Source organism: Rosenbergiella metrosideri (genome assembly GCF_022602565.1).
Taxonomy (GTDB): Bacteria; Pseudomonadota; Gammaproteobacteria; order Enterobacterales; family Enterobacteriaceae; genus Rosenbergiella; species Rosenbergiella metrosideri.
This window is the reverse complement of sequence record NZ_JALBCV010000004.1, coordinates 99,718-120,158: the sequence shown is the minus strand read 5'-3', so window position 1 is coordinate 120,158 and position 20,441 is coordinate 99,718. Positions and strand designations below refer to the sequence as shown.

Annotated in this window: 19 protein-coding genes; 12 read left to right on the top strand and 7 right to left on the bottom strand. The window is 48.4% G+C overall.

All coding sequences use genetic code 11. From position 1 onward, the window contains the following. Positions 1–11 precede the first annotated feature (11 nt). From MKR94_RS06205 to MKR94_RS06195, 3 genes are read right to left on the bottom strand one after another with little or no spacing between them, the layout of a single operon-like run. Entirely contained in the window at positions 12–887 is an 876-nt protein-coding gene (locus MKR94_RS06205) for a creatininase family protein (RefSeq protein WP_241646150.1), read from the bottom strand. Continuing rightward, positions 884–1,372, bottom strand: coding sequence for a RidA family protein (locus MKR94_RS06200; RefSeq protein WP_241646149.1), 489 nt, complete (start codon positions 1,370–1,372; stop codon positions 884–886). Before MKR94_RS06200 ends, MKR94_RS06205 begins: the two co-directional genes overlap by 4 nt. Beyond that, complete coding sequence (locus tag MKR94_RS06195) at positions 1,362–2,624, bottom strand: amidohydrolase family protein (RefSeq protein WP_241646148.1); 1,263 nt, start codon at positions 2,622–2,624, stop codon at positions 1,362–1,364. Before MKR94_RS06195 ends, MKR94_RS06200 begins: the two co-directional genes overlap by 11 nt. 703 nt (positions 2,625–3,327) lie before the next feature. Here MKR94_RS06195 and MKR94_RS06190 point away from each other — a divergent pair. The 3 genes from MKR94_RS06190 to MKR94_RS06180 are packed head-to-tail and all read left to right on the top strand — an operon-like array spanning position 3,328 to position 6,708. Then, positions 3,328–4,266 carry an ABC transporter substrate-binding protein gene (locus MKR94_RS06190; RefSeq protein WP_241646231.1) on the top strand — a complete coding sequence of 313 codons (939 nt, stop codon included), beginning with the start codon at positions 3,328–3,330 and terminating at the stop codon, positions 4,264–4,266. A gap of 13 nt (positions 4,267–4,279) precedes the next feature. Continuing rightward, on the top strand, positions 4,280–5,698 hold the full coding sequence (locus tag MKR94_RS06185) for an amidohydrolase family protein (protein ID WP_241646230.1): 1,419 nt from the start codon (positions 4,280–4,282) through the stop codon (positions 5,696–5,698). Between the two features lie 23 nt (positions 5,699–5,721). Next, positions 5,722–6,708 carry an isopenicillin N synthase family dioxygenase gene (locus tag MKR94_RS06180; RefSeq protein ID WP_241646147.1) on the top strand — a complete coding sequence of 329 codons (987 nt, stop codon included), beginning with the start codon at positions 5,722–5,724 and terminating at the stop codon, positions 6,706–6,708. A 233-nt stretch (positions 6,709–6,941) separates the two neighbouring features. Here MKR94_RS06180 and MKR94_RS06175 read toward each other — a convergent pair whose 3' ends face one another. After that, a complete protein-coding gene (locus MKR94_RS06175; protein ID WP_241646146.1) occupies positions 6,942–7,196 on the bottom strand; it encodes a hypothetical protein in 255 nt (84 codons plus the stop codon). A 516-nt stretch (positions 7,197–7,712) separates the two neighbouring features. Further along, entirely contained in the window at positions 7,713–9,221 is a 1,509-nt protein-coding gene (locus MKR94_RS06170) for an L-lactate permease (protein WP_241646229.1), read from the bottom strand. A 313-nt stretch (positions 9,222–9,534) separates the two neighbouring features. Between MKR94_RS06170 and MKR94_RS06165 the strand changes: the two genes are divergently transcribed. The 7 genes from MKR94_RS06165 to MKR94_RS06135 all read left to right on the top strand — a co-directional run bounded on the left by MKR94_RS06165 (position 9,535) and on the right by MKR94_RS06135 (position 17,320). Next, positions 9,535–10,854, top strand: a complete 1,320-nt coding sequence (locus MKR94_RS06165) for an MFS transporter (protein ID WP_241646228.1) — start codon at positions 9,535–9,537, stop codon at positions 10,852–10,854. 51 nt (positions 10,855–10,905) lie between these two features. After that, the gene (locus MKR94_RS06160; RefSeq protein WP_241646145.1) at positions 10,906–11,493 is read left to right on the top strand and encodes a YtfJ family protein; all 588 of its coding nucleotides are present in this window, start codon (positions 10,906–10,908) and stop codon (positions 11,491–11,493) included. Positions 11,494–11,571: 78 nt separating this feature from the next. Beyond that, positions 11,572–12,480, top strand: a complete 909-nt coding sequence (locus MKR94_RS06155) for a polyprenyl synthetase family protein (protein ID WP_241646144.1) — start codon at positions 11,572–11,574, stop codon at positions 12,478–12,480. Between the two features lie 9 nt (positions 12,481–12,489). Further along, a complete protein-coding gene (locus MKR94_RS06150; RefSeq protein ID WP_241646143.1) occupies positions 12,490–13,770 on the top strand; it encodes a glycosyltransferase in 1,281 nt (426 codons plus the stop codon). Next, positions 13,763–14,911 (top strand): lycopene beta-cyclase CrtY, encoded by a 1,149-nt coding sequence (gene crtY / locus MKR94_RS06145; RefSeq protein ID WP_241646142.1) that lies wholly within the window; start codon positions 13,763–13,765, stop codon positions 14,909–14,911. The genes MKR94_RS06150 and crtY overlap by 8 nt, the downstream gene beginning before the upstream one ends. Before the next feature lie 8 nt (positions 14,912–14,919). Next, a complete protein-coding gene (locus tag MKR94_RS06140; RefSeq protein WP_241646141.1) occupies positions 14,920–16,401 on the top strand; it encodes a phytoene desaturase in 1,482 nt (493 codons plus the stop codon). Next, on the top strand, positions 16,394–17,320 hold the full coding sequence (locus tag MKR94_RS06135; RefSeq protein WP_241646140.1) for a phytoene/squalene synthase family protein: 927 nt from the start codon (positions 16,394–16,396) through the stop codon (positions 17,318–17,320). The genes MKR94_RS06140 and MKR94_RS06135 overlap by 8 nt, the downstream gene beginning before the upstream one ends. Here the strand turns inward: MKR94_RS06135 and MKR94_RS06130 are convergent. Then, on the bottom strand, positions 17,265–17,795 hold the full coding sequence (locus MKR94_RS06130) for a sterol desaturase family protein (RefSeq protein ID WP_241646139.1): 531 nt from the start codon (positions 17,793–17,795) through the stop codon (positions 17,265–17,267). The two genes, MKR94_RS06135 and MKR94_RS06130, sit on opposite strands and share 56 nt — an antisense overlap. Before the next feature lie 194 nt (positions 17,796–17,989). Between MKR94_RS06130 and MKR94_RS06125 the strand changes: the two genes are divergently transcribed. Further along, on the top strand, positions 17,990–18,367 hold the full coding sequence (locus MKR94_RS06125) for a VOC family protein (protein ID WP_241587125.1): 378 nt from the start codon (positions 17,990–17,992) through the stop codon (positions 18,365–18,367). Between the two features lie 40 nt (positions 18,368–18,407). On the opposite strand, the gene MKR94_RS06120 is transcribed toward MKR94_RS06125, so the two are convergent. Next, the gene (locus MKR94_RS06120; protein WP_241646138.1) at positions 18,408–18,821 is read right to left on the bottom strand and encodes a DoxX family protein; all 414 of its coding nucleotides are present in this window, start codon (positions 18,819–18,821) and stop codon (positions 18,408–18,410) included. Between the two features lie 112 nt (positions 18,822–18,933). On the opposite strand from MKR94_RS06120, the gene MKR94_RS06115 reads away from it, so the two are divergent. Further along, entirely contained in the window at positions 18,934–19,824 is an 891-nt protein-coding gene (locus MKR94_RS06115) for a LysR family transcriptional regulator (RefSeq protein WP_241646137.1), read from the top strand. Positions 19,825–20,441: the final 617 nt, after the last annotated feature.

Below are 20,441 nucleotides of genomic sequence, written 5' to 3'. Positions count from 1 at the left end.
GCTATGAGTCCTTATTCTGAGGCAGTATCAGAGACGATTGAAGGGTGAGTAATATAGCCGTGCCAATGGTGATTACCCCACGTCGGAACCTCACGTGTGATCCATTGCATAGCGTGAATTTCAGTGATGGCTTGAGCCCAACTGGTGGCTAATGATGCAAGCAGGCTTTCCCCCTGTTCTCGAGTCGCCGGGCAGGGATCACCGATAACGCCGGTCGGCCCAAAATCATAAGAAACCCAAGCCGCGACAGGGCGTTCTTTCGATAACGTGGGGCAGGGTGAAGGGGGCGGATAATTTGCCACCGCATAGTCCATTCGCACATGCTCGGGCGACAGTGCGAGCATTAAGGCGGTTTCGCTTTGCCCTGCATGCATACCCAGCGTGTGCTCTTTTTCTGTTAAAAATGTCATTTGGTTATTAGGAACGTTAAAGACATCGTGGGCGATAACGATAATGTCACCGTGCCGAAGGCGCATCTCTCGAGCCGCCATTTGCAGGACTTGTGGTTGCCCTCCGTGACCATTGATCATCAGGATTTTTCTAAATCCCGCACGGTAGACCGACTCAATCACCTCAAGTAGTGTATGGCGCAGCGTCTCCCCACTGAGTGTTAAGGTACCGGGGAAATTAAGGTGTTCTTCGGATTTACCATAATTAATGGGCGGGATGCCATAAGCAGCAATAGTTGAAGGCAGTTTAGCCAACGCATGTCCTGCTACCCCTGAGGCGATTACCGTGTCTACGGAACAGGGGAGGTGGGGACCATGCTGTTCGATGGTGCCGGTGGGAAGCACGATAACGGTATTCGCTCTATCCGGTAAGTCGGCGATGGCGGTCCAACTCAAATACGGCAGAAAGCGAGCTGCCGGACAATACCCATGAATCATTTTTCGCTCCTTATAGAGGACTCATCGCACTTGAGAGGTAGCCAAGCAGTTGCTTCGACTTCAATGAGTACATCCCCGCTGGGTAATAATTCGCTGACCTGCACCACGGTAGAAACAGGCGAAAGATGTGGAAAGAAAAGGTTTCTGACTTTGCTGTAATACGGGAAGTGATCGAGGTCACGAAAGTACTGGACCAGCTTGAAAACGTCTTCCATTTTGCCGCCGGCTTCCTCAATACTTTGCCGTATAGAGGCCAAAACAGACCAGCTTTGAGCAAGAATGGGACCCTGTTTAAAGTCGGTAGAGAACTCACCCGTTTCACCCAGCAGTTGTCGGGCATCAGCTGGGATATCGGCAAAGCCTTTAACGATTGTAGCGGTGTGCGGGTTGACCGGAATAACACCAGAAAAATAGAGATAGTCACCCACACGTCGCCACGCCGCGTAACGGGCTAAGGGTTTTCCTGTACCGGAATCAATACTCATAAGCCAGTTCCTCTTGCAATGTTCGTTGATAAATAAGGTTTCCTTGGTAAATCACTTGCCTTGATGCGCTGTTCAGTGGCCAAGTATTCACTGAGCTACCAGGAAAAATAACCAGATTGGCTGAGCTACCAGGCTGTAACGGTGGATGTTGTGAAACGCCGCCTAATTTTCTCAGGTCACCGATGCAGCTTGAATAGCGGTCAAAGGGGCTACTCAGTTGGGCGGTGAATAGGGCGGTGGCCAAGGTCTCAATGGGGTCGTAATTCCCGGTAGGGCAAAATGCATCTTGGACATTATCTGCGCCAAATAACACGGGGATCCCTTTTGTCATCGCTTCTTTGACCAAGGTGATCCCACGAAGTCTTGGGGTACGTTTAGGCTGTGCATCCTGTAACAGTAAATTGGTAAAAGGCAGTGCAATGATCGTCACGTTGTGTGCCGCCAAACGGCTTAATTGCTGCAATGCCTCATCTTCATCGAGACTGGCTAATGCACAACTGTGGCTGCAACAGATATGTCCAGAGAAGGTTTCCCGTTCAAGATAGTCGATGACCCACGATAGGCCTTGAGCAGAGCGAGACAGCTCTTCATCAATATGTAAATCAAGATCCAAGTGATAAGCCTGCGCCCACTGGAATAAGTGTTCCATCGCACATGCATTCCAGTTACTGCTATGGATAAAAGCGCCTAATCGACAACCCGGGCCACTCAAGGAGACGGCGTGAGCTATCTGTTGTGCATGGCGGTTATCACTCAATAGTGTCAGGGGGATCAAGGCGACCCGTTCTAAGGTGAGCGTGGGAAGAGAGAGTGCGCCAATAACCGACCAACTTAAGGGCGGCGATATCTGATCCCAATCAATATGGGTACGTAAGGTCATCACACCGTGGCGTGCGGCCGTTAACAAGGCACGTTCTGCTCGTGATGCCAGATCTTCAGCAGACCAGAAATCACGATCCTTTGCTAAAGCACCAATTGCATTAAGGAGTCCTGGTCCGGTCGCCGGACTGCGCCGTACGGTAAAGGTTTTATCCAAATGGGCATGGGGTTCCACTAACCCGGGGAGGGCGAGTGCGCCGTCGACATCGTAATAGTCGACGACCCTCTTTTTACAAGGGACCAGTGACTGGATTTTGCCGTGTTTAAAATGAATATTAGCCAGCGCGAGATCACTTGCCTCCAGCGGCCAATCAGCCGGTAATAGCCATTGTGGCAGACGTACCTGTGTTAATCCCTGTAGTGGCCGCATCATCCTAGTCGCCTCGACGAAGGAAGGGAAATCTTTGGGGCAACAGATTAGTTTGGATCATAAGCTATCCTCACTTATTCTCTCTTCATGGATTGAAACTATTGTTTCTGCTGCCTGCGAAAACGATGCCATTATTACATTAAGGAATTATCTGAGAATCGCTTCGTAAAATTTGGTGACTGAGAGATAATTTAACTCATTGAAATGTAATGATTTAATTTCTAATGCTGATAATATTCTTTTTTCCTATCGTAGAGGGTTGTAGATATTACGGTAGAAAAAGAAAAAGTAAGGAGGGAGCGGTTTTCACTTAACGCTTTGTTATTGAATAGTATTTATTCTATTCATTCAGATAGGGGAGTTGAATAGAGTATGCTATCCGCGGGTTATGGATTTGAAGATCTCACTCTCTAAGCATTGTTTTGGTGCACACTGATCAATTCTGAATCATTAGTTTCTCTCCTTCCTCCCACATTCCCTACTATTCTTGTAAAACGTAGTTGGCATCATTTTTGTATGATAACCACTCAGAGTATAAGCGGTCAGCGTAAGAATAGCGCAGGACATTGCTCAGCAATTATTTTCGCATTGTTTATTGCGTTAATGGGGCGCTGAACAGCTTATACCGCGTCCTCTTCGCGCATGATCAGGAGAGTTCATTATGGCATTACGATACCCTTTATCTGCCCTCGCACTATCGCTGGCTATGATCAGTGGCCACGCATTTTCTCAACCGTTACAGACCCTCAATTTATTAACGTCGTGGAATCCCCAAGCCGAGCAGGGGGGCTATTACCAAGCCCTCGCGACAGGTATTTATAAACGCTATGGTTTAGATGTACATATTCAATCGGGCGGCCCACAAATTAATGGGATGCAATTACTATTAGCGCAGCGTGCGGATGTCATCATTGGCTACGATTTACAGTTATTGTCGGCTGTACAACGGGGACTTCCTGTACAGGCGATTGCCGCCCCTTTCCAATTAGACCCACAGGGGTTACTCACCCATGACGATGTGACAGGGTTAGATCAGCTCAAAAATAAAACGCTGCTTGTCTCAAGTTCCGGACAGACCACTTGGTGGCCTTGGCTGAAAAATAAGTATCAACTTAGCGATAATCAAGTACGCCCTTATACCTTCAATATTCAGCCTTTTATCGCGGATAAAAATCTCGCCCAGCAGGCTTATGTCAGTTCTGAGGTTTATGAAGCCAAAAAAGCAGGCGTACCTTACCACTTCTTTCTTTTCGCGGAGCAAGGCTATCCCCCTTACGGTGGGATCTTAATTACTCGTCCAGATGAAATCGCGAAACGACGTGCCGCCTTACAACAATTTATCAAGGCCTCAATGGAGGGGTGGGTCAGTTACCTTAAGGATCCCACTGCCGGTAACGCATTAATTAAAAAAGAAAATCCGCAAATGAGCGATGGGTTACTGCAGTGGGGAGTCACGCAAATTAAGCAACATCATCTCATTGATGGGGGCGATGCAGCCACTCAAGGATTAGGCATCATGACAGACCAACGGTGGCAGAAAACACGCGATTTTATGGTGAGTAGTCATTTACTCGATCCAGCCACAGATTGGAAAAAGGCTTATACCACAGAGCTAGTCAGTGGTTTACAGATTAAGGCTCAGTAGAGAGGAGAAAATGATGTCCCTTTTAATCAAACAGGCAGAAGCTATTCTCACTGGGCTTAAGGGAGCAGAGGCTCGCCACCCTGGGACTGATATTCGTATCGAACAAGGAATCATTACGGCCATCGGGCATCTTGATGCGCTCCCTGATGAAAAAGTCATAGAGGCTCGACATTGTGTTGTCTATCCTGCGTGGGTTAATACCCATCATCATCTCTTTCAATCACTCCTTAAGGGCGAACCACAAGGTCTTAACCACAGCCTTACCTCATGGTTAAGCGTCACCCCTTACCGTTTTCGTGCCGCATTTGATGAAGAAACGTTTAGACTGGCGGTACGGATTGGGTTAGTCGAGTTACTGCGTTCAGGATGTGCCACTGTCGCAGATCATAACTACCTTTATTGGCCGAGGATGCCTTTTGACAGTTCGGCAATCCTGTTTGAGGAGGCACAAGCCTTAGGTATGCGAATGGTGCTATGTCGTGGGGGCGCGACTCAAAGTCGTGTCATTGAACAATCTCTCCCAGCGGCTCTGCAGCCTGAAAATTATGATGACTATTTGCGCGATATTGAACGTCTGGTCGGGCGTTATCACGACGCGAGTGAAAACAGTTTCCAACGAATTGTTATGGCACCGACTACCCCGCTCCATTCGACCACACCGAGTCAATTGAAAGAGATGGCGGCTCATGCTCGACACTTGGGGATTAAACTGCACAGTCACCTTTCTGAAACTGTGGAGTATACCGATGCGGCATACGGTAAATTTTCGAGCTCACCCGTCGAATTTTGTGCAGAACAGGGCTGGATAGGCTCGGACGTGTGGTTTGCTCATCTGGTTAAACTCTCGCAGGAAGAGATTCAGCTGTTAGGGGAAAGTGGTACGGGCATCGCGCACTGCCCGCAAAGTAACGGCCGATTGGGAAGTGGTATCGCAGACATCATAGCGTTAGAAGCTGCAGGAGTGACCGTATCGATGGGGGTGGATGGGGCCGCATCAAATGAAGCGGCAGATATGCAGAGCGAGGCACATGCCGCATGGCTATTACAGCGCGCGCGTAAAGGGATGATGGCTATTCCCCGGTTGCAGGGAGGGCGCTTCGAAGGGGGGGCGGATGCCGCCACCATTGAAGATGTTGTGAGGTGGGGCACGGCAGGGGGGGCGAATATTTTGGGCTTAACCGCCTGCGGCACACTTGAAGTCGGCAAAGCGGCAGATATTGCAATTTATCAACTTGATGATCCCCGATATTTTGGTCTGCATGACAGTGCCATCGCACCGGTCGCCTGTGCAGGTCGGGCGCACCTTAAAGCGTTACTGATTAATGGTCGCTGTGTCGTGCAAGACGACAATCTGGCCAACGTCGATCTTCATCAAATGCAGGCCGATGCCCGGCTAGCGGTCAAAAAACTCCAGCACCATGCACTGGCATAGCGCTTAATGTTAAGGAAAGTACCATGAACGTATCCACTAACAGTCAAAAAGCGGTAATGAATGAACTGGTTAAAGAGGCACAAATGGGCGGTATTGGCGAGGAAACCTTTACTCGCGAGGTACGCTGTATCGATTTCTCCAATTTCGCCCAGAGAAAAGAAGAAATTGCTGATCAACTCTGGGCGGCGGCAACGGATATCGGTTTTTTTCAGGTAAGTCATCATGGCATCCCGTTAAACGATATTCACCACGCCTTTTCACTCACGGAAACCTTTTTTTCTTTACCTGAGCAGATCAAAGCCCAATATCCATTAAGTAAAAATGCCGGTTGGGAGAATAAATCACAAGTGCGGCCCTCGACCCAGACCGCCGATCAAAAAGAGTCATACCAAATAACTCGCCCTAGGATGGAGGGACTTTGGCCCACTGAACAGGAGTTTGCCGGGTTTAAAGCAGACATGCTGCAATTTGAGTCTCAGTGTTGGGCATTAGGGATGAACATTCTTTCTTGTTTTGCGCTAAAGTTAGGCTTTCCCGAGGCGTTCTTTACTCAGGCGCACGACCCTTCCCAAACGAGTTACCAAAGCACATTACGACTCCTCCATTATTACGCCACGGAACAGTCTCAAGCAGGGCTATGGCGAGCGGGGGCTCACACTGATTTTGATTGTTTGACGTTATTGTTCCAACGCCCTGGACAGGGTGGACTACAAGTCTGTCCGGGTAAAGAGCACCTGAGTCAACAATGGACCAGTATCGAACCGCGTGAAGACGTGATTACCTGTAATATTGGCGATATGCTGATGCGCTGGAGCGACGATCAGCTACCGTCTAATTTTCACCGCGTAAGAAGCCCGCTTGCCGATGAGTACCAAGGCGCACGTTATAGTATGGCCTTCTTCTGCCAAGCCAATAAAGAGATTGAAATCGTCGGGCCGGCCGGTAAATATCCACCGATCACTGCTGAAGCGTATCTGCAGCAACGCATTAGCGCGAATTTCTCAAAATAATGTGGTTAACAGGGAGAAGCGATAATGGCACACGCCCTATCGCTTTTTCTCCGCGAGGATCTTTGGTTTAAACCATTATTTTTGCGAGTGAAAACGGAGACAGTGGTGGATTGGCAACACAATACTTCGTGGTTTATGTGACAAGTTAACCCTTCCTTGAAAGGGCATCAAAAATAAGATTAGCTATTATAACGCTACTCGCGATCAACGTTTGTTATCAATAGGGTAGCCGACTAATTAAGGCGATAAATTTTTTCATAATCTTGTTCAGCAAAAAAAATAACGTCATCGTGATTGATAATTATCACTAAATTTTCCATTTCCGCTGCTACAGAAAATTCTTGAGCATTATTTATCTTTTCTATGCTTACTGTCGCGCCAATATACTGGGCGAGAAGATAGATGATACTTTTATTTTGAATTATTTTTCCGCGTGGAAGACTAAATATAATTTCAACTTCTGGTACGATTGAGATAATTTTCGGCATTAAGTCACCTTTTCAGAGAATACCCAACGATCATACGCAGTACTCAGTGCTTTTACATCAATAAATAGAGAAGAGCCACCTCACTTTTAGTGATGGTTGGACAGTGAGAGTTTTTTTGTCGAGAAGTTAAAATATAAAAATACTCAATAAGATTGAATAGTAAATTAACTCATTGATAAATATAATTATATATCTTGTTGAGTATTTTATTTCTCTTACAGGGTGATCTTTTATTGATTGGAATAACCTATGGAATTGATCATTATGATAGAGATTAACTTTCTTGCTCTGGGAGCGAGAGTAGTGTTTCTCTACCAAGATTAGAATTATTAACATAATAAATAATGGATAAACATGCAATATTTACTAACAGGATAAAATTAACTCATCGACACAGGAAGTTTTTATTTCATTTGTTAAAAAATAAAAAGAGTGTTTTCAATAATAATAAAGCCGATGTGATCTGGCTTTATTATTAATTGAGATGGGATTATTAACCTATATTTTCAATTTCCCTTAGATTGTGTAAAACAAGCCGATACATATTCCTAATAGGAAAATATAAAGTAAACAATATTTCAAGGTGGTGGACATTATATCACCGCTGAGATGCTCGAGTTTACTGGCCGACACTGCAATCGCGATACTTTGAGGAGAGATCATCTTACCCCCAGTTGCTCCAGCTGTATTCGCCGCGGCGAGAGCGTGGGGATCAACACCTAACTGTTGTGCCGCCGTTGCCTGTAGCTTACCGAATAGGACATTCGCATTGGTATCACTGCCGGTGACAAAGGTCCCCAATGCCCCGATCACGGGTGAGATAAAGACATAGCAAACGCCTGTCGTCGCAACTAAAGTTGTGGCGATTACAGTGATCATGCCACTTTTATCCATTACGGTTGCCATGGCAACGATCGCTACAATTGCAACGATAGACTTTTTTAGTTGGCCGAAGGTGGTAAAGAGTAGGCTAAGCATCTTTTGCGGTCGGCTTCCCTGAATCGCGCCGCCAATCAATGATGCGAGCAATATTAGTACGCTGGGGGTGATAAGCCACTCGATTTTTAACCTTAGCGTTTCTGTTGCTGTTAAAGGGAAAGCTACCTGACTCGAGACCGCGCCTAAGCTCTGCTTAATCGCTGGAAAGAGAGGCGAGCAGAGTACAATAAAGATAAAGGTGAAGAGATAAATGACGCTGGCCTTAAACAGTGTGGGGAAGGCGACTCCCTCTGTGGCGCGATCAGATTTTTGATGGCGAGCAAGAATAATGGTAATAATCAAGCCGCCTAAACTGCCAGCGAAAGCAGGTAATTCTGCACCCAAGTAGCGCGCCACCACGTATTGAGGAAGTAGTGACGCAACGCCACAACAGAGCGTAATCCAGAATACACCACGAATAGCCTTAACGCCGCCCCCAATGATTGCCACCAATACAAAAGGGAGAAGAATATTAAAGGCAGCTAACTGCAGGATAATATGCGTACTTAGCGTTTGTACGGCCAAGCCGGTTTGTTCGGCCAGCATAATCACAGGGATACCGACCGCACCAAAGGCTGTTGGAACAGAGTTAGCGATTAACGATACGACAGCCGCTTTAAGGGGCGAAATGCCTAATGCGATCAGGATTCCTACCGGGATGGCGACAGCGGTTCCATAACCCGCCACCGCTTCAAGAAATCCACCGAATCCCCAAGCGATAATCAACACTTGTATTCGTTTATCATCACTGATGGCCGCTAAAGCTTGCTTAATTACAGCCATACTGCCGTTTTCGAGCATAAGGTTATAGCCATAAATCGCGGCAAAAATAACGATCACAATCGGCCATAACCCTTTAGTGACTCCGTAAAGCGACGCTACGCTCAAGGCTTGTAACGGGAATTCAAAGTGCCATCCAGCAACACACCAAGTGACGATGAGTGTCATCAATACGGCATAGTGCACCGCGACGCGACACATCAAAATAAGAATAATCAATAGGGCAAGGGGGGTAACTGCCAAGAGAAAGGTGAGTATATCCGTCATCATTTTCAATTCCTTGAAGAAGGCGAGTAAAGATTAACCGCTGAAAAACTATACGGAGTTTTTAGCCTCGCGTTATTGATTTGTGGCATAAAGCTACGCATCGACAATCAATAGGAGGAAACTCTCTGTATCAGTAACCTTAAGTGGCAGGACCGGCGATAAACTTCCCCGTAGTTTGTGATATCTCTCGCAGTAAAAGTTGATGTGAGCTAAGCGCATGACGATGACTTTATATAGTGCTAGCCGTCCGAATAGTCGGGTTGGCACGCCACTTGCTAGCTTTCTCTTTTACGCAAAGCGAGAGGTCGGCCTAATGTCACAGTACCGATATCGTATTTATGGACTGCTTTTTTTAGTGGCTTTAGTTAACTATATCGACCGGGGAGCACTCTCTTTTGCCGCCTCGGCGATTGCTCAGCACTATGACCTCAGTAAGGTCGCCCTCGGTGCATTACTGGGCTACTTCGGGATTGGCTATCTGCTTGGGTCACTCTGTGGCGGATTTCTTGCTGACCGTTACGGGACCCGCAAAATATGGCTTATTGCCGGCATCTGTTGGTCCTGTTTAGAAATCATGACCGCTTGGGCGGGGGAACTCGGTATCTCGCTATTTGGTGGCTCTGCCTTAATGGGTTTTGCGTTATGTCGCGTACTGTTCGGGGTCAGTGAAGGGCCTGCGTATGCGCTGATGAATAAAACGATTGCTTGTTGGGCGCCGGATCATGAACGCGGGGCTGCACTCTCCATTGGCCTACTCAGTACACAAATTGGTGCAATGCTTACTGCGCCAATCGCGGTAGGCTTGATGTTATTAACCGGACATTGGCAATCAATGTTTATCGTACTGGGATGTTGCTCGCTGCTCGTCATGATTAGCTTTGGCAAAGGCTTTTATAATCGTCCTGCCGACCATCCTAGGATCAGTACCACCGAACAGCGCTATATCCTTACAAACCAGAAGAGTGCAGAGTTTGTCGACGAAAAGCTCGCGTGGTGGCAGTTTTTTACCTCCCGGACCTTAGTCTGTAATGCACTCGGATATTTTAGCTTTCTTTATATTACCTTCACCTTAGTTACGTGGATGCCCAAGTATTTACAAGATACCTTCCATTACGATTTACACGCGTTGTGGTATATCGCCATGATTCCGTGGAGCGGGGCGGCAATCACCGTACTCTGTGGGGGGAAGATTAGTGATTATCTTTTGAAACGCTATAGAAATTTACGCCTGGCACGCAATCTGTTCGCGGTAGTCAGTCTGGCCGGGGCGGCAGCTTGCTTCCTTGCGATCCCTTCCGTTGGCTCAGCGGCGGCGGTTATTGCCTTAATGACGTTGGGTAATGCCTTTAATGCATTAATTAATAATATTTATTGGTCAGTGGTTATTGATGTGACACCAAAATCGTCGGTGGGTGCTTACAGCGGGATGACCTTAGCGATAGCCAATAGTTCTGCCATTATTTCGCCCATGCTGTGTGGCGCGTTGGCGGAATATTACGGTTACGATGCCATGTTCTGGGCAACGGGAAGCTTGGCAGTATTCAGTCTCTGCGCCATGGCACTCCTACAGCCTGAAAAAAGGGTAATTAGCCGACAGCCAGCGGTTGCTCAATCCGTTACTTCACCGCAGTGATAAGGATAAGCTATGCTTAACGCTAGGATCCTAGCTAAAGTGGACTGAGTAATGAAAAGAGTGGGCCTTAAGATCACCTTGCTCATTGGGCTGTTGTTTGTCGGGCAGATGGCAGGTGCCGAGCTGCCACGCGTGGGGAGCTTAGTGCCCGCCGTTAGCGTACAACGGGGGGGCGAAATTATGCTCGGTAAAGGAGGCGATATCCGTCAACCCTGGCAGGTACAGTGGCCCCAATCACGCCCTCAATTGATTATTCATGTTGCCGGGCGTTTGGCGGCTAAACAGCAGCTTGATCCTGTCGTCACACGACTTGCCCGCACGCCGTGGGTGAATCAACAGGTTGGCTTGACGACCATCGTTAATACCGACGACAGTATCTGGGGGAGCCAGCCCTTTGTTGAACACAGCATCCTGAATAGTAAAAAAAACGCACCATCAAGCCATTTTGTTTTAGATAGCAGTGGGGTGGTGGCTCACCAGTGGCATCTTCAGCCTGAGAGTGCCGCAGTCATCGCGACCACAGCTAAGGGGCAGATTATTTTTTTCCAACAAGCCCCCTTTTCTGCGGCAAATATTGATCAGCTTCTTGACCGCCTTCAGCTGACGGTAAAAAGTGATTTAAATTCATCTTTTCACTAACATTTTAGTCTGAGTCAGCTACGCTTAAAGTGATGAAAAATATTCTACTTTTTAACCTGTTTGTAAGAAGGGGCGGCTATGTCGATCGGTACTGAAAAGAGCGAAGGAAGGGCGACCGATCCGATTACGCTCACCCTTAGCGCGATAGAACAACGATTAGATCACCTACTTCCTAACCCGTCTGAGCGTGAAAAAGTCAGTTTGGCGATGCGCGAGGGGGCCTTAACGCCCGGTAAACGCATACGGCCGCTGTTGCTGCTGTTGACAGCACAAGATTTAGGATACCGATCGTCGCAACAGGGGTTACTCGATTTTGCTTGTGCGATCGAAATTGTCCATGCCGCCTCACTGATCATGGATGATTTGCCTTGCATGGATAATGCCCAGCTGCGTCGTAACCAACCGACCGTGCACCGAAAATTCGGTGAGGCGGTGGCGCTATTGGCCGTGGTGGCCTTGATAAGTAAGGCGTTTCAGATTATTAGCCAAGCGGAAGGAATCAGCGATTCGGCCAAGAATCTTGCGGTTGCTGAGCTTTCCCATGCGATTGGGGTACAGGGGCTAGTAGAAGGCCAGTATCAAGATTTAAGCGAAGGGGAGAACGCTCGGACTCCAGAAGCGATCGCGCTGACGAATCACTATAAGACCAGTACGCTATTTTGTGCTGCATTGCAGATGGCCGCTATCGCCGTAGGGGCTAACGAGGCGACACGTGAACAGCTCCGCCACTGCTCCTTTAATCTAGGCCAAGCCTTTCAACTGCTCGACGATTTATCGGATGGCTCGCTGTTTACAGGTAAAGACCCTCATCAAGATATTGGAAAATCGACGTGGGTTAATCTATTTGGTGCGAGAAAAAGCGAAAAGCAGCTGCGCGATCATCTTGGAAATGTCAGCCTACACTTTTCGCAAGCCTGCCAGCACAGCCGACAAACTCAGCAATTTGTCGAACAGTGGTTTGCGCAAAAACTTGCTACGGTGGGCTAGGTAACGTCGATGAGTCATTACGCGGTCATTGCTCCACCTTTCTTTAGCCATATTCATGCGCTTGAACAGCTATCGTTGGCACTGATTGAACAAGGTCACCGTATTACGTTTTTTCAGCAAGCCGATGTCCGTAGCCTGATTCGCTCGTCAGCCATTAACTTTTACCCGTTGGGGGCGCAGACCCACCCGCCGGGAACATTACGCCATACGTTATCCTTAGCAGCGAAGCCTTTTGGTGCCTCACTGTTTGGTCTGATTGGCGATATGGCGAAAAGCACCGAACTATTTTGTCGCGAATTGCCTGCAGCCTGCCGAGCGTTATCGATTGATGGTCTTATTGTCGATCAGATGGAGCCAGGCGGTGCGCTAGTAGCAAAGAAACTGGATCTACCCTATATCTCGGTCGCTTGTGCGCTTCCGTTGAATCGCGAAGCGGGATTACCTTTGGCGGTTATGCCGTTCGCTTATCAACAAACTGCACAGGCCTATAAGCGCTATGAAACCAGTGAGCGTATCTACGACTGGATGATGCGTAAACACGATGACGTTGTGGCGTCCTATGCCCAAGCCTTTGGCCTGAGTGGGATAACCCAGCTTCATCACTGTTTTTCGCCGTTAGCGCAATTAAGCCAGTTAATCCCCGAACTTGATTTTCCACGTCATCAATTACCTAAGCATTTCCACTGCGTCGGCCCTTTACGGGCGAAGACGACGCTCCCCACACCGCTTTCTGCTGCAAGTCCTCAGCGTTGTCAGGTATATGCCTCATTAGGCACCTTGCAAGGGCATCGTTATTCGGTGTTTAAGAAGCTTATTGCCGCTTGTCAGCACGCTCAGGCTGATTTACTGATCGCCCATTGTGGTGGGTTAACGGCAGGACAAAGCGCGGCCTTAGCAAAAACGGCGGGTGTCGAGGTGGTGGATTTTATCGATCAGCCACAAGCGATTGCCGCCGCAGATATCACGATTACTCATGGGGGAATGAACACCGTTTTGGACAGTATTCAGCACTTAACCCCGTTATTGGTCATGCCGCTGGCATTTGACCAACCCGGAGTTGCCGCGCGTGTCGTGCATCACGGGGTAGGGCAGAAGTTATCCCGTTTTGCGAGCAGTAAATCGTGGGGATCGCAACTTAGCCACTTACGTGAGCAGCCAGAGATAGCCGCTAATCTTTTGCGCCTGCAACAATCGATTGATCAGGCGGGAGGCAGCGTTCAGGCCGCCTTATTAGCCAGTAAAGCGTTACGCGGTGGGCAACCGGTCGTTGCCAGAGGTGAACATGGCTGATTACGATCTGATTTTGGTCGGCGCAGGATTAGCCAATACGCTGATCGCGCTCAGACTTAAGGCCCAACAGCCCCAGCTTTCGTTACTGCTTATTGAAGCCGAAGCCCAGCCGTTAGGAAATCATACTTGGTCATTCCATGGTGATGATTTAACGGAGAGTCAATTTGCATGGTTAGCGCCTTATATTCGCTATCGCTGGTCCGGCTATGATGTCCGCTTTCCAACGTTACGCCGTACTCTGGCCGGAGGCTATTACACTCTGACTTCCGAGCAGCTCGCCACCGAATTGACCGACCGCTTAGGCGGACAGATTATGACCGGAACCGCGGTGAGAACGCTGAGCGAGCACTCGGTTAAGCTGGAGGATGGACGGGAAATTTTTTCGCATGCTGTGATTGATGGTCGAGGGTTCCGCCCCGACAAGTCGATGGCGATTGGTGTGCAAGCATTTGTCGGGCAAGTCTGGCAGCTCGCCGCCCCCCATGGACTGACACGGCCAATTTTAATGGATGCCACGGTTGATCAGCAACAAGGGTATCGCTTTGTCTACACCTTACCGCTGACAGAAGATCAGTTGTTGATCGAAGATACGCACTATATCGATCATGCCGATCTCTCTTTGGACCGCGGACGAATAAATATCAGCGAGTATGCTAAGGATCAGGGCTGGCAATTGATGACCCTATTACGCGAAGAGTACGGAAATTTACCGATCGCTTTAGCAGGGAAACTCAGCCATTTTTGGGCGGGGCAGCCTCTCGCCGCCAGTGGCTTACGGGCAAATCTCTATCATGCCACCACCGGCTATTCACTGCCACATGCCGTAGCGTTAGCCGATGAAATAGCGAAGATGTCTTGTATGACCAGCCCTTGCTTACGCTCGTTGACTTACCAATTTTCACGCCAATCATGGCGAAAGCAGTATTTCTTTCGCCTATTAAACCGTATGCTTTTTCTTGCCGGCCCTGCGACGCAGCGTTGGGAAGTGATGCAACGATTCTATCGTCTTAAGGCTCCGCTGATCACTCGTTTTTATGCGGGGCAGTTAACACTGTGGGATAAACTCCGTCTGGTCAGTGGCAAACCTCCCGTACCGGTGATCGCGGCGATAAAAGCCATTATTACACCGCTTATAAAATGAGTGAGAGAATGAAAAAAACAATCGTTATCGGTGCCGGATTTGGTGGATTAGCGTTAGCCATTCGTTTACAGGCTGCGGGCATCCCTACGCTATTATTGGAACAGCGCGATAAACCGGGCGGTCGTGCTTACGTCTACCAAGAACAGGGATTTACCTTTGATGCGGGACCGACGGTTATCACCGACCCCACGGCACTATTTGAACTGTTTGATTTGGCCGGGAAACATATTGAGGACTATGTCGAACTGCTGCCGGTAAAGCCTTTTTATCGTCTTTGCTGGGAGAACGGTAAAGTTTTCGATTATGACAACGATCAAGCTGAACTTGACCGTCAGATTTTGGCGTTCAACCCCGCAGATGTACAAGGTTATCAGCGTTTTCTTGCCTACTCGCAAGCGGTTTTTAAAGAGGGCTATTTAAAACTCGGGACAGTCCCCTTTCTCTCTTTCAAAGATATGCTGCGTGCGGCCCCACAATTGGGAAGGCTACAAGCTTGGCGAAGCGTATACAGTAAAGTCGCGAGCTATATTCAAGACGAACACCTGCGGCAGGCCTTTTCCTTCCACTCTCTACTCGTCGGGGGCAACCCCTTTGCTACCTCATCAATCTATACTCTAATTCACGCCTTAGAGCGTGAGTGGGGCGTTTGGTTTCCGCGTGGCGGAACGGGTGCCTTAGTGCAAGGATTGGTGAAATTATTTCAGGATTTGGGGGGAGAGTTGCTACTTAATGCCAAAGTGGATCAAATCGCCTGCGCCCAGCAACGTATTACTCAGGTAACCCTTGAAGATGGTCGTGAATTTAGCGTCGCCGCGATAGCCTCCAATGCCGATGTGGTGAATACCTACCGTCATCTATTACGAGAACATCAGCCTTCGGCGGAATATGCTGAGCAACTGGTTAAAAAACGCATGAGTAACTCGTTATTTGTGCTCTATTTTGGGCTTAACCATCATCATGATCAGCTTGCCCACCATACTGTCTGTTTTGGTCCTCGCTACCGAGAATTGATCGATGAAATTTTTCACCACGATGGGTTGGCAGAGGACTTTTCCCTCTATTTGCATGCCCCCTGTGTGACCGACCCGTCCCTTGCCCCAGAAGGCTGTGGCAGTTATTACGTCTTAGCTCCCGTGCCTCATCTCGGTACCGCGGCGTTGGATTGGGAGGTGGAGGGCCCTAAGTTACGGGATAAGATCTTCGCTTACCTCGAAACGCATTATATGCCTGGCCTGCGTAGTCAATTAGTGGTGCATAGAATGTTTACGCCATTCGATTTTCGGGATCAGTTACAGGCATTTCAAGGATCGGCTTTCTCGATCGAACCTATCTTGACGCAAAGTGCTTGGTTCCGTCCGCATAATCGCGATAAAACGCTAGAAAATCTTTATCTCGTCGGTGCAGGTACCCATCCCGGTGCAGGGGTGCCCGGCGTGCTCGGTTCGGCAAAGGCGACGGCTGGCTTAATGATTGAGGATAATCATGGATAATCGCGATCTAGATGAACATGTTAAACAGACAATGGAAGTTGGATCGAAAAGTTTCGCTGCGGCTTCCACACTTTTCGATCCGGCGACGCGACGCAGTGTATTAATGCTCTATGCCTGGTGTCGTTATTGCGACGATACAATCGACGACCAAGTCCTGGGCTTTCGTACTGAGCAGCCCGCTGCCGACACGGTTGCAGAACGGTTAGCCGATCTACGTAGCCAAACCGCCAGTGCTTTCGCAGGGGAGTCTCAAGCGATTTCGGCGTTTGCCGCGTTACAGCAGGTCATTAATGAACATGGTTTAAGCCAACAATTTGCATTCGACCATCTGCAAGGTTATGCGATGGATGTTGAACAAACACACTACGTTACCCTCAACCAGACTTTAACCTATTGTTACCATGTCGCGGGGGTGGTCGGGTTGATGATGGCGCAGATTATGGGGGCAAAATCATCGACCACACTCGATAGCGCCTGCGATCTGGGTTTAGCATTCCAGCTCACGAATATCGCCCGAGATATTGTGGAGGACGCCGAAGCGGGGCGCTGCTACCTTCCCGAACAGTGGTTAAGGGAGGAAGGATTAAGCCTCGACAATTTCGCGGCACCTGAGCACCGTCAAGCCTTGAGCCGTGTCGCGGCACGGCTAGTGGACTATGCTGATCCCTATTACCACTCTGCCTATCAAGGCTTGCCAGCTTTACCGTTACGTTCAGCCTGGGCGGTGGCGACGGCACGGCGTGTTTACCGAGAAATTGGACGGAGAGTGAAAAAGGCGGGAGCAGGGGCATGGCAGCAGCGACTGTCGACAGCTAAGTGGGAAAAATTACTGATGTTAATCGCTGCCGCGGGGGATGTGGTGTTTAGTCGTTTACAGGCGAAGACTCCGCGTTCTGCCGCTTTGTGGCAGCGACCCTAGCACGTTGGCGTTTTTTATTGTCTTTAAGCTGAGCCTGAATTTTTTCCACCGGAGGGGCGTAGATAAAGCCAAATGAGACACAGTCTTCTTTGCCTCTAACTGCATGGTGGAAATGGTGAGCCAGATAAAGACGGCGTAGATAACCTTTATGGGGAACATAACGAAAAGGCCAGCGCTGATGGACCAAGCCATCATGCAGAATAAAGTAGATCACGCCATATAAAGTCATTCCCGCGCCGATCCACTGCAGTGGCCAGATCCCATGGCTTCCGGCAAAGATCAGTGCGATGGCGATCCCAGCGAATACCAGCGCATAAAGATCGTTAACTTCGAAGATCCCGTGGCGTGTTTCATGATGAGATTGATGCCATCCCCAGCCCCAGCGATGCATCACATATTTATGCATTGCGGTGGCGACGACCTCCATCACCAGAACCATGACGACAACGATTAATAGATTAATAAACCACGGCATTCAGTTAATCCTTGTTAACAGATTATGATTGGGCCAATTGACTCCCTAGCATTATAGTGCAAAGGGTTACCCAGACGTCAGCGGTCAGAAAATAGCATAGTCAATAAACTGCCCCGTAGCGAGCAGTGCGAACTAATATCAATTATTATCTTATCGGGTTGCCAAGTCGGCTCACTCATTATTAAGAAGTTGTTATGTATAGCCATGTTGTGGTCGGTGCTAAGGAGATTGCCGTTGCTCAGCGGTTTTATGATGCGATTTTTTCGCATATGCCACTCGACGAGCAGGGGATAGACAAATTCGAGCGTCCTTTTTATCGGCAGGGAAAGCAGCGTTTCATTATTACTCTTCCGATTAATGGCCAGCCTGCTACAGCGGCGAATGGCGGGACTATTGGTTTTGAGTTAGCAAGTAGCGAAGCGGTCTATGCTTGGCATCAGGCGGGGATCAGCCATGGCGGGAGTAGCGCTGAATCGGCACCCCATATCCGTGAAGACGGTAAATGCGTGGCATACTTGCGTGATCCAACAGGGAATAAGCTCTGCGCCTTTTATCAAACGCAGGGAGAGTAAGTCGACACGCCCTCCGCCAGAAGAAGGGCGTGTTAATAAACTACTTTTTATCGAGAGAGTAAGGTCCTGCTCCGGTGACAGATAGCAGTAACAGCCCGCCAATAATACTGATATTTTTGTAGAAATTAATCTCTGCTGCCATCTGTGCTGCGCCACTTATCGACCAGAAAGGGTGACCGATAATCGCGGTAGCCAAGGTGTAGATCGCCATAATGATTGCGATGGGTCGAGTAAAAAAGCCCAGCATAATTGCCAAGCCTGCAAAGAATTCGAGGACTACCGCAATCAATGCGCCAACTGTCGGCAAGGGGGTCCCTAATGCCTTCATATAGTCGACGGTGCCGCCGAAGTGAATCAGTTTTTGATAGCCGAAAATAACAAAGAGTAACATCAGTGAGATTCGGGCGATGAGTAGCACACTCGGTTGTTGTCGAGTAAAGGAGAAATATTGCATAAAGGTCCTTATTATTTGGCTGGAGGTCATTGTCAGCGACAGACTTTAGCGCTCGCAGAGGCTGGAATAAATGGCTAGAATGAGTAAGATAATTTCAAATTTGGGATAATAAATGCGTATCGATGCTAACGATTTGCTGATCTTTACGCGGATTGCGGAGGAAGGCAGTTTTACCAAAGCGGCTGATAGGCTCGATATCCCAGCCTCCACGCTGTCTCGGCGTATCGCCGCCGTCGAGCAGCAGCTGGGTGAGCGCTTATTTATTCGCACCACCCGTAAAATGACAATAACCCCCTTTGGGCAAGCGATACTCAGGCATACTCAACAGATTGCTGCAGAGATTACTGCAATCGATGCACTAATCGAACATCGAAATATCGTGCCCAGTGGCAAATTACGGGTTTCCCTACCCGGTGATTTTACTCAAGCGTTAATTAGCGAGTTTTTGGCGGACTTTATTGCAGAGTATCCGCAGATTACCCTAGATATTGATGTTTCGCAGCGGCGAGTCGATTTAATCGCAGAAGGCTTTGATCTTGCCTTGAGGATTGGGGCCTTAGCTGATGATGCCTCGCTCGCCGCGCGATTATTAGGGCATTTCGAATTAGGACTTTACGCGGCACCGAGTTATTTATATCACGCGGCAAAGATTCGTCAGCCGGACGATCTGCTCGCTCATCCTTTGCTGCGTCTGCACAGTGACACTTCGCCATTGAGCTTAATAAGCGGTCAACGCCACTGGCAGGGTGAATTATCGATTAAAACGGTGGCAAACTCCCCCAATATCCTGGTTAATCTTGCACTACGCGGTGCGGGAGTCACTCGGATTGCCGCCCATTCGGTACAGCATTATGTTGAATCAGGGGAATTAGTCCGAGTGTTGCCCGAGTGGCAGAGTAAAAAACGTCCGGTATGGGTAGTATTCCCTGCGACACGCTTGATGCCTTCAAGAACCCGTATTTTTATTGATAGCCTGGTCAGTCGCTTTGAACAACTGAGTTAAGAGCTTAAGCGTTCGAATAACCGGCAGCTACCCAAACGGGACTGAGTTAATCCAAGTTATAAAGAGTGACCTGTGAACCATATATTGCAGAGATTTTATCGGCAAGGTTGAATAATATTATAAGAATATTTCATAAAATAGGTGGATAATATCTACAATAATTAATTACTCATGCGCTAAAAATTAAGCGTTAATGTTAGCGTTTCATTAGCCGATAGAATAACCTAATAATGTAAACCCTATTACGGATGATGAGAACGGAATGAGTATCGGCTATTCCGTTTCATAGGCTCCTGGTTTTGGACGTATTTATGATGCCGAAGGCGTCTTAGTGACACTCGAAGAAGCACCGTTAGTATCACCTTTCATTGATCCACTCGATATCACGCTCCTTGCCATCGGTGTTTTTCGCGTATTGTTGGCGGGCAGATCGTTTTTACAAAGCGCGTAAGACTTAGCCAGAGCATAGTCAGCTTACTGCGTGGTCGGTTAAAGCTGGGATTATCCGGTCGTAATCTAAAAATGACAGAAACTGGCGCCAAGCATATGCATAATCCGGAACATATGTGCCTTTACAACTTCAGGAAAGAGCGATTCGTTAGGGTCGTAGGATGCCT